At 38.4% G+C, this 9,165-nt stretch carries 6 protein-coding genes and 1 pseudogene; 1 reads left to right on the top strand and 6 read right to left on the bottom strand.

Annotation, left to right across the window (positions count from 1 at the left end):
- A partial coding sequence (locus tag A9G34_RS05760) for a hemagglutinin repeat-containing protein (RefSeq protein WP_176701477.1) occupies positions 1–1,979 on the bottom strand: 1,979 nt, incomplete at its 3' end.
- 310 nt (positions 1,980–2,289) lie between these two features.
- Here A9G34_RS05760 and A9G34_RS11125 point away from each other — a divergent pair.
- Positions 2,290–2,379, top strand: a pseudogene (locus A9G34_RS11125) (integrase core domain-containing protein); the annotation flags it as partial.
- A 110-nt stretch (positions 2,380–2,489) separates the two neighbouring features.
- Here the strand turns inward: A9G34_RS11125 and A9G34_RS05755 are convergent.
- The 5 genes from A9G34_RS05755 to A9G34_RS05730 form a co-directional block, all read right to left on the bottom strand.
- Positions 2,490–2,753 (bottom strand): hypothetical protein, encoded by a 264-nt coding sequence (locus A9G34_RS05755; RefSeq protein ID WP_065569188.1) that lies wholly within the window; start codon positions 2,751–2,753, stop codon positions 2,490–2,492.
- Positions 2,753–3,361 carry a hypothetical protein gene (locus tag A9G34_RS10880; protein ID WP_081295282.1) on the bottom strand — a complete coding sequence of 203 codons (609 nt, stop codon included), beginning with the start codon at positions 3,359–3,361 and terminating at the stop codon, positions 2,753–2,755. The genes A9G34_RS05755 and A9G34_RS10880 overlap by 1 nt, the downstream gene beginning before the upstream one ends.
- Before the next feature lie 436 nt (positions 3,362–3,797).
- Entirely contained in the window at positions 3,798–4,235 is a 438-nt protein-coding gene (locus tag A9G34_RS05745) for a hypothetical protein (protein WP_065569187.1), read from the bottom strand.
- Positions 4,236–4,243: 8 nt separating this feature from the next.
- On the bottom strand, positions 4,244–5,119 hold the full coding sequence (locus tag A9G34_RS10980; protein ID WP_255306769.1) for a hypothetical protein: 876 nt from the start codon (positions 5,117–5,119) through the stop codon (positions 4,244–4,246).
- 539 nt (positions 5,120–5,658) lie between these two features.
- Positions 5,659–9,165 (bottom strand): hemagglutinin repeat-containing protein (locus tag A9G34_RS05730; RefSeq protein ID WP_176701476.1); only part of this gene is annotated, 3,507 nt, incomplete at its 5' end.

Here is a 9,165-nt window from a genome sequence, read left to right as displayed (position 1 = left end):
GTTAAGTTCACCGATTTATCGGCGGTAATATCGGTACCAGACAGACGAATATCCTCACCGGCCCACAAATTGACATTACCCTTAGCACTGGTAATCTCACTGCGAATATTACTTTGGGTGGACTTGTTTTCCAAATTTTTATAGCGGGATTCTTGCCAGCCCACAGTACCACTGTAGCCGTCACCACCGAGTTCACCGACTTGTTTATGATAGCCTTTTTCTTCAATACGAGACGCATCTTTACTTGTATTGACGGTAATATTGCCTTTATTGGCTTTAATGTTGATGTCTTTTTCCGCAGCAATTTGGCTACTGGTGATATTAACATGACCTTCTTTACTGTTAATGTAAATATTATTCGCCGTTAATGAAGACGGATTTTGCGCTGTGGCATCGGCATGATGTTGTTCACCGTTACGTTGGTCACCATACGGTAACATGCCCACTCCATGATTTGGGCTGCCATTAATAAAGCGAATACTTGAGCCAGCAGTAGGTACCCCTAAGGTGATATTGGTCTGTTTACTGCTGGATTTATTGTGCTCGTTTTGCTTATCGGTTGAGGTGGTAATATTGACATCACGATTGGCTTCAATAATGATATTTTCACCGGCGGCTAACTGCGCACCACTTATCATTACATCGCCATGCGTTAAATTGCCTTGAGCATCACGAGCTTGACTTTTAGTGGCATGCAGTTGAATGTTACCCGCAGCGGTTAAGCTGCTGCCATTTTGATATTCACCGTAGAGGCTGGATTTTTGTTTACTGCTTGAATGATTAAGCGTAATAGGTAGCTGGGTTGGGTTAGCTATGTCTGCCCCAAAAGCCGGGAGTTCACTTTCAAATAATTTTTTGTGTTTATCGACCTTACTACCATGAGACTGAAAAATGTCATGAATATTACGTACACTGTCTATCAACGGGTTACTTATTGATATTCCAATCCCTGAGGATTTGGATTGATAACTGTTTTGTATATTAAGGGTGTCTTTACTTGGAATAATGGCGATATCTTCACCCGTGATATCAATGTGTCCCGTGGCTCGCTGCGTATCACCTTGTGCTCGCCCTGCAATGATATCACTGCCTTCAATGGTCACTTTTTTACCGGCAGAAATAATCACATTACCCCCTGAGGTGCCAACGATGCTTGCGGCATTAGAGTGGTTAACTTCATTGACCGTGGAGGTTGCTTTACTCGATTGTTTGTTGTAACTGATGGTTGACCCGCTGCTTGAAAACCCAGATTTTTTAGTTTTGTTTTCGTGTTTTTGGTAATACGATTCTTCTGCGGTATTAATGGTGATATCTTTCCCAGCTTCAAGACTCACATTGTGCGTACCAATGACTTGGCTACCGGTCACCGTTAAGTCATTCCCCGCTTTGATGTTCACACTATCACCATAAATCCCACTGCCTTTTTGGGTGATGTTATCTACCGCAATGTTTTCAGTGGTTGACTCTTTGTTAAGGACGCCTTTGGTTTTGGTTTTGTGATGCTCGGTTAACTGTAAACGTTCTTGCTCACTGCCAATATCAATATCATGTTCGGCTAATAGGTTTACGCGCTTATCGCTCGATAGCTCTGCCGATTTCGCTAAAATATCATGTCCCGCAATTAAGTTTAGGTCGCCATTGGTTAAAATTTCACTGCCCACCGTTTCTTCAATATCAACCTTGCGGGTGTGATTTTTATTCCATATTGTGTCTTGATAGCTTTGCGTTTTTAAGGTCGATAAATTGATATCGTTCCCCGCAATCACGTTAGTGACGCCGTCTTCACCGCCATTGACCAATAAGGCCGCGCCTAAGTTGATGTCATGTCCTGCTTTTAAGGAAATATCACCATCATTGACGTTGATACTTGAAATTTGGTCAATCACGGTGTTTTTACTTTTGCTCGCACCGTAATGCGTTTCGGTGGTTGAGGTGGTGCTATTTAAGTTGATGTCGTTATTGGCTTGTAAATATGCCAATTTATCCGCATTTAATCTGCCGCTGCTGTTGATGCTATCTTTCGCTTGAATAATGATGGCGCCCGCATCAATCAGACCTTGGTTATTGACATTATCCCCTAATAGCGCTACCCGTTTTTTACCTAATATCGCCCCCTGAAGATTAATGGTCCCTTTGGCTAGTAAGATGGTATTATTGTTGTCGATTAATTGATTAGCATCAAAATTAATTGCATTGAGGTTGATATTTTCAGCTGTTCCCTTTCCAGCTAATTGAGCCTCTTATATCTTTTTAACAACTTAACACAAGCAAGGAGAATTAACCGAATAATGGTTAACGATTTATAACACCGAAAGACCGCATGAGGCATTAAATAACATGACACCGATTGAGTATAAAACACTAAAACAAGCAGCTTAATTTTTTACGTAAGTTGTGTACTAAGTTTGGGGGTATTTACAGCATTAATTCCTATATTTTCTACTAAACAGAAAGAGAGATCCCTACTGATTAGGTAGGGATCATTGCCACTATGATATTTTTGTTATTATATTCTTAATGATGGGTTCGACAGATAGCTCTAAATTATCGCTATCTATCGTATAACGGTTTAATTCAATTTGATTTTCTGCATCAAAAAGTAATTCCCTTAACCATTTCTCTTCTAATGCTAGAATTTGGTGTTCAGCTTCATAAATACTAGATTGTATTTCTTCCACCCCAATTTCTTTGTTTAAAAAAGAATCACATTTTTTTTTCAATTTATCAACAATATCAGGATATATCCACTTCATCACTTTTCACTCCGTCTTAAAATGGTCACAATAACTTTACCGTTATTTTCAGTGACAACACCTACATCACCACTCCAATGTACAGTCCTCTCTACACCATTAACCTTAGAAATCGTTTTTGTTCCATTCTGTATAGTGTACTCTACAATTCCAGGAGAAATATTACGCCCAGCACCAACTGTACCGGCTGGAGATCCTAATCCTGATGGTTGCATTCTATCAATCGCATGTTGTGAATATAATCTGTCGCCAACCTGTGCATATTGTTTACCGTTAATAGTCGTTTTTTTGTAATTTTGCCAAGAATTCCATTCTAAAGAATTCCCAACAATGCCCTTTCCAGCTTTTATTTCTTGCTCATTTTTGGCATGCTCGCCAAACTTACTTGATTTATTGCCTTTTTGAGATGTTGCTACATTATTCTCAACTTTTTCTTTTATAAATTGTTGGAATTGTTTATTTGTACTTTTGGCACCAAATCGACTTAAAGCAGTATTTAATTCTAATAAAGATTCAGTATCTGCACCAGATAAATAATCACCTGTAGCTTTATTTAATACTGAAATCAAATCAGCTTTGTCAGTGTCGGTTAAAGACTTATCAGCCATAAATAGTAACTTAATGTATTTTTTATGTTTTAGATGGAAGGAAATATGACACAATGGGCAATGCAACAAGTAGGCTTTATTTTCTACAATAACGCATAAAAATAATAATCACTCAAGTGCATGCTAAGCAAAAAATCAAACAAGCACAAAGTGTCAGCTTAGTAGCTAACTAAGCTGTTTTGCATCATGAGTTACATGTATAGAATATAACCCAACTCCTGACCACAACTCACCATTAAAGGGAGATGTTTGAGTAACTTGGATTTTATGTGGGTTGCCTATTATCTTTAAAACCCAACCAAGCAAGTTAGTGGATTTTGTTACTGAGCTCAAAAAAATAATAGTAATATACTGTTTTTTTTAAATGAAAATTTTATTTATCATTATTTATATAAATTAATTTAAACTTAGAATAGACTGTATTTTCCATTTCATATTAGTTAATTATATAACCTAATTGTTCATCCATTTTTTCCTTTTCAATAAAAAAACGTTTTATATCATTTGGCTCCCTTTCAATAAGACCTATGTAATGAGAAATTGAAGTGACTAGTTCATAATAACTTACAATTGATTGTATTTTAAAATTATCATTCAATACTTTATAATCTTCATTTAAATCAGTTATACAAATTGACCAATTAGAAGATAATTTATCATCTATAATTTCACACAAATTAGCAGGTATCCATACAGGATTATCTTTTCTAGAACAAATTAAGTAATCAACTCTACATGAATAAAACATTAACCCATAAACGGTATATTCTCTTCCAATTTCTAAGAAAGAATAATCAGTTTCATCTGTTTCACCAAGACAACGACTATCAATTGGTAAATTTCTTCCTGAATTAAAAATACATTTAACTAACATAAAAACACTCACTTAAATTTGAAATCATCAATAGCACCTGTTTTAGTATTTCTTACATAATGAATTTCTATTCCATTAATATTTTGAGACATTTTCACCCAACCATCAGATGCTGGCCACCTTTTATCTGTCATAGGAACGGGTAATTGTCTTCCTGCAGTAGGATTGGATATCGCTTGCTCAAGCGCTAATTTTTCATTTAGGTTAACAGGGGTATTACGACCTGTCGAACCTAATCCTAAAGGTTTATTAACTTCCTTCCCCTTTCCAGCTTTTATTTCTTTTTCATTTTTGGCATGCTCGCCAAACTTACTTGATTTATTGCCTTTTTGAGATGTTGCTACATTATTCTCAACTTTTTCTTTTATAAATTGTTGGAATTGTTTATTTGTACTTTGGGCACCAAATCGACTTAAAGCAGTATTTAATTCTAATAAAGATTCAGTATTTGCACCAGATAAATAATCACCTGTAGCTTTATTTAATACTGAAATCAAATCAGCTTTGTCAGTGTCGGTTAAAGACTTATCAGCCATAGCAAGTGCCGCCATAGCGGCACTAATTGGTCCTGGTAAAAATGCACCTATTTGCTCTGGGGCTCGCATCCAGAGTTCAACATAATCGCTACCATTAGGCATATCTTTACCTGTTATGAGCCTTTCTAGTGCTTCGTCTGTTTCTTCTTGAGTTAAATAACCTGCTGCTGAGGCATGGAGGATACCTTCATAATTGGCTCCTGTTTCAGGCGAAAGACCAATAAAATCGCCACCCAATCCACCAGCAGCCCAACTTAAACCATTATTCTCAACCGCATTTTTCCCTTCAGCAATCGCTGTATTCACATCTTGGATATCACTACCGCTATGGCTAGCACAAAAAAACACCAAGAAAACTTAAATAAAATCAATAACTTTCCTGACTGATTTTTTGTAAGTAAAAATAGTAACTTAATGTATTTTTTATGTTTTAGATAGAAGGAGATATGACACAATGCGCAATGCAACAAGTAGGCTTTATTTTCTACAATGGTGTATAAAATAATAATGGTTAAAGCAGTGCTAAGCCGAAATTAGTAATTAAAAAATTAATTATCTGATTTAGTCAAAGTATTAACTGCTATCTTTAAATAACAAAGATACAAAATTTTTGACAAGATAAAATCCCAGCATTAAAGCTGGGATAATATTATTTACCAAATATTTTAATTCCATAGCGACGACACTCTAAATACCAAAATGCTATCCCTGTAGGAATACCAAAACAAGCTACCTTACAAGCTATATATATATCATTAACGCCATATATAAAATCTACATTATACATAACAAACAGTATTATTGAGATGGTTAATTGAATTATAATTGCACTACAAAAAAACAGAAAAGGAACTACAGTTACACAATATAATAATGCCAAAAATTTTCTATTTTTTTTCATTTTTGTTTTTACCAACTTTTTCTTTAATATAATTTTCTGTCATTGTACCAAATATAGAATCAGCTACAGTTCCTCCAATAGCAGGAATAGAACTTTCATTAAAATGCCCTGTTATCCCTAAAAAACCTTTATTTGTTTCATGAATATATTTATTTGCTGCTGGATTAAAGATTGGACGGAGTCCTTTTTCTGCATATTTCCCAACGCCATAACCAATTGTTGATGAGCCAGCACCAATTATGGCACCTGTTACAGGATCTTTACCATCTAATTGATTCGATAATGCACCCCCAGCCGCATTCCAACTGATTGTCCCCCAGAATCCTGTACCTAAGCCTCCTGTAATTGCACCTACTCCTGTTGTGATTCCAACATCAACCCAGTTAATATTACCATCTTCATCTGTAATATATTGTGCTCCAGTATTAATTGTACCTGCCAAAGCTCCGCCAATAATAGCCTCTTCTGGTAAGAGTGGTATTAATATTGGTGCTAATATAGTACCAGCAACAATTGTACCTACTAATTTACATCCTTCTCTATCATTTTCACAATTAGCTTGAGCGTGGAGCATTTTTTTTATTTCTTCGTCTGTTTTTCCTGCGAATTGCCCAGAAATGGCATTATTCTCAACCGCATTTTTACTGCTGCTGACTGCAGCGCTGACCTCACTGATACTACCGCCAGCACTGGCTGTAGCAAGTCCGGCGGCCAGTTGGGCGAGGGCGCTGATGTTTTGTTTTTCTTCTTCGGTTAGCTGGTTAACACTTTTATCACCGTATAGCTGTTTGCGAATGATATCCGCAGCAATTTCACCCGTAAGCGCCCCTGCGCCCCCAGCTAACCCTGAATTGCCTTGTAGCTCGGCAACGGCCGCACCCAATATGGCGTGGGCAATTAAACGGGCGGCTTCATTATCGCCCGCCTGTATTTTGATTTGCTCAGCCAACCATGGGGCACTGGCGCCGGCTAAGCCGCCGGCGATATCGCCTGTCATCATGCCTGTGATAATGGCAATAGCAGAATCGACGCCTTTATTAAAGTCACTGCCCATTTTGTTTTCATTGCCATGGTTATTTTGTTTATCCATGGCTTGTTTTAGGTCTTTAATCTCGGCACCTAAATCTTTTAAGCCGGTGACAATTTCTTGTCGGGTTTGTTCTTTTTCTTTATCAAAGATAGGGTTGAGTTTGTGGTGTGCCTGCTCAGTGTCATGACTGAGTTCATTTATATCTTGGATTTGTTTGTCCGTGTCACGGATGATTAATTCTCCCTCACTGATTGCCGAATGGGTGATGTTTGAGGTTTTATCATCGTGCTCATATATCGATGGCATCCCGCCATTCGGTTTTGGGTTACCATCGGTATGACTGGTGCCTCCTGCCATCCCAATGCTATCTACTTCAAATTCCGCTTTGTTTTTAATATCGGTAAAGCCGATAGTACCGGTATCTAACCGATTATTGTCTTTATCCGCTGTTGATGCAATCACCGCACCATTTAACTGGGTATGGTTACCCACGGTAATGTCATAGCCGCCCGTGCCAGCAAAAATGCCCGATTGTTCATTGACCGACGCATAGTCATTTTTCATCCTATCTTGACTAAAGTTACCACTGGCTTGACTGCCCCCATAACAGATAGGGGGAACGCAAATACTGACATTGGCACCGGATGAGGTGTGTTTAGAATCGAGTTTTTCTTTATCTTGAACGCTGCTAATTATCAAATCACGCCCAATATTTGCAGTCACCCGATTACCTGCCAGCTCGGCACCGTCTAAGATAACATCACGCCCACTGTGAATGTTCAGCGCATTACCGGCAGTTACTTTACTGTTGTGATTAATTTCGGAATAACCGTTTTCTTTACCTTTTGACTGGCTGGCTGCTATTTCTACGGAGAAGCCGTTTTGTCCGCCAATTAACCCAAATCCAACGCCAACCCCATAATGGTTGCCAGAATCCCGGTTTTTAATCTTTTCGGTACTTTGTGCTGCATCGAATTTAATGTCATTGCCGGCATTAAGATTAATATTGTGCCCTTGAATATCCACCCCTTTGCCTTCAATGTTTTCTTGCGCTGTGATATTCACATTTTGACCGGCATGAATAACGGTACCGGATTGGGAATGATGGTGGTACTCATTTTTTTGTTTGGCATTATTGGCTGTAGCGCTCACGGTGACTTTGACTAAGGACGATGACATACCATTATTATTTTCTTCAATACCGGTACTGACATGATTGATACCTGATGTATTAAATTTTGCTTGCCCCGCATTAACCGCTGCCTTGGCGGCATAAATGGCAGACAAGCGTTTATCGTCATGATTTTCGACGGATTTAGCGGCTTTATCAATCGCTTGAGAGGCACTGACAAAATAGCCCGATGTAGAAACCGTAATACCGTATTGCTTATCTTGGGTTTGTGATTGCAGTAACTTATCATCTTCACTGGTATCCATAATCACATTTTTACCGGTTAAGTTCACCGATTTATCGGCGGTAATATCGGTACCAGACAGACGAATATCCTCACCGGCCCACAAATTGACATTACCCTTAGCACTGGTAATCTCACTGCGAATATTACTTTGGGTGGACTTGTTTTCCAAATTTTTATAGCGGGATTCTTGCCAGCCCACAGTACCACTGTAGCCGTCACCACCGAGTTCACCGACTTGTTTATGATAGCCTTTTTCTTCAATACGAGACGCATCTTTACTTGTATTGACGGTAATATTGCCTTTATTGGCTTTAATGTTGATGTCTTTTTCCGCAGCAATTTGGCTACTGGTGATATTAACATGACCTTCTTTACTGTTAATGTAAATATTATTCGCCGTTAATGAAGACGGATTTTGCGCTGTGGCATCGGCATGATGTTGTTCACCGTTACGTTGGTCACCATACGGTAACATGCCCACTCCATGATTTGGGCTGCCATTAATAAAGCGAATACTTGAGCCAGCAGTAGGTACCCCTAAGGTGATATTGGTCTGTTTACTGCTGGATTTATTGTGCTCGTTTTGCTTATCGGTTGAGGTGGTAATATTGACATCACGATTGGCTTCAATAATGATATTTTCACCGGCGGCTAACTGCGCACCACTTATCATTACATCGCCATGCGTTAAATTGCCTTGAGCATCACGAGCTTGACTTTTAGTGGCATGCAGTTGAATGTTACCCGCAGCGGTTAAGCTGCTGCCATTTTGATATTCACCGTAGAGGCTGGATTTTTGTTTACTGCTTGAATGATTAAGCGTAATAGGTAGCTGGGTTGGGTTAGCTATGTCTGCCCCAAAAGCCGGGAGTTCACTTTCAAATAATTTTTTGTGTTTATCGACCTTACTACCATGAGACTGAAAAATGTCATGAATATTACGTACACTGTCTATCAACGGGTTACTTATTGATATTCCAATCCCTGAGGATTTGGATTGATAACTGTTTTGTATATTAAGGGTGTCTTTACTTGGAATAATGGC

This window comes from Gilliamella sp. Choc4-2, assembly GCF_001690355.1.
Lineage (GTDB): Bacteria > Pseudomonadota > Gammaproteobacteria > Enterobacterales > Orbaceae > Gilliamella > Gilliamella apicola_A.
The sequence above is the reverse complement of the archived record's forward strand: the minus strand, read 5'-3'. Positions and strand labels throughout refer to the sequence as shown.

Excerpts from the sequence above, each read along its gene's own strand:
- A9G34_RS05745 (WP_065569187.1), bottom strand. The coding sequence starts at position 4,235 with ATGTTAGTTAAATGTATTTTTAATTCAGGAAGAAATTTACCAATTGAT.
- A9G34_RS05755 (WP_065569188.1), bottom strand. The coding sequence starts at position 2,753 with ATGAAGTGGATATATCCTGATATTGTTGATAAATTGAAAAAAAAATGT.
- A9G34_RS10880 (WP_081295282.1), bottom strand. The coding sequence starts at position 3,361 with ATGGCTGATAAGTCTTTAACCGACACTGACAAAGCTGATTTGATTTCA.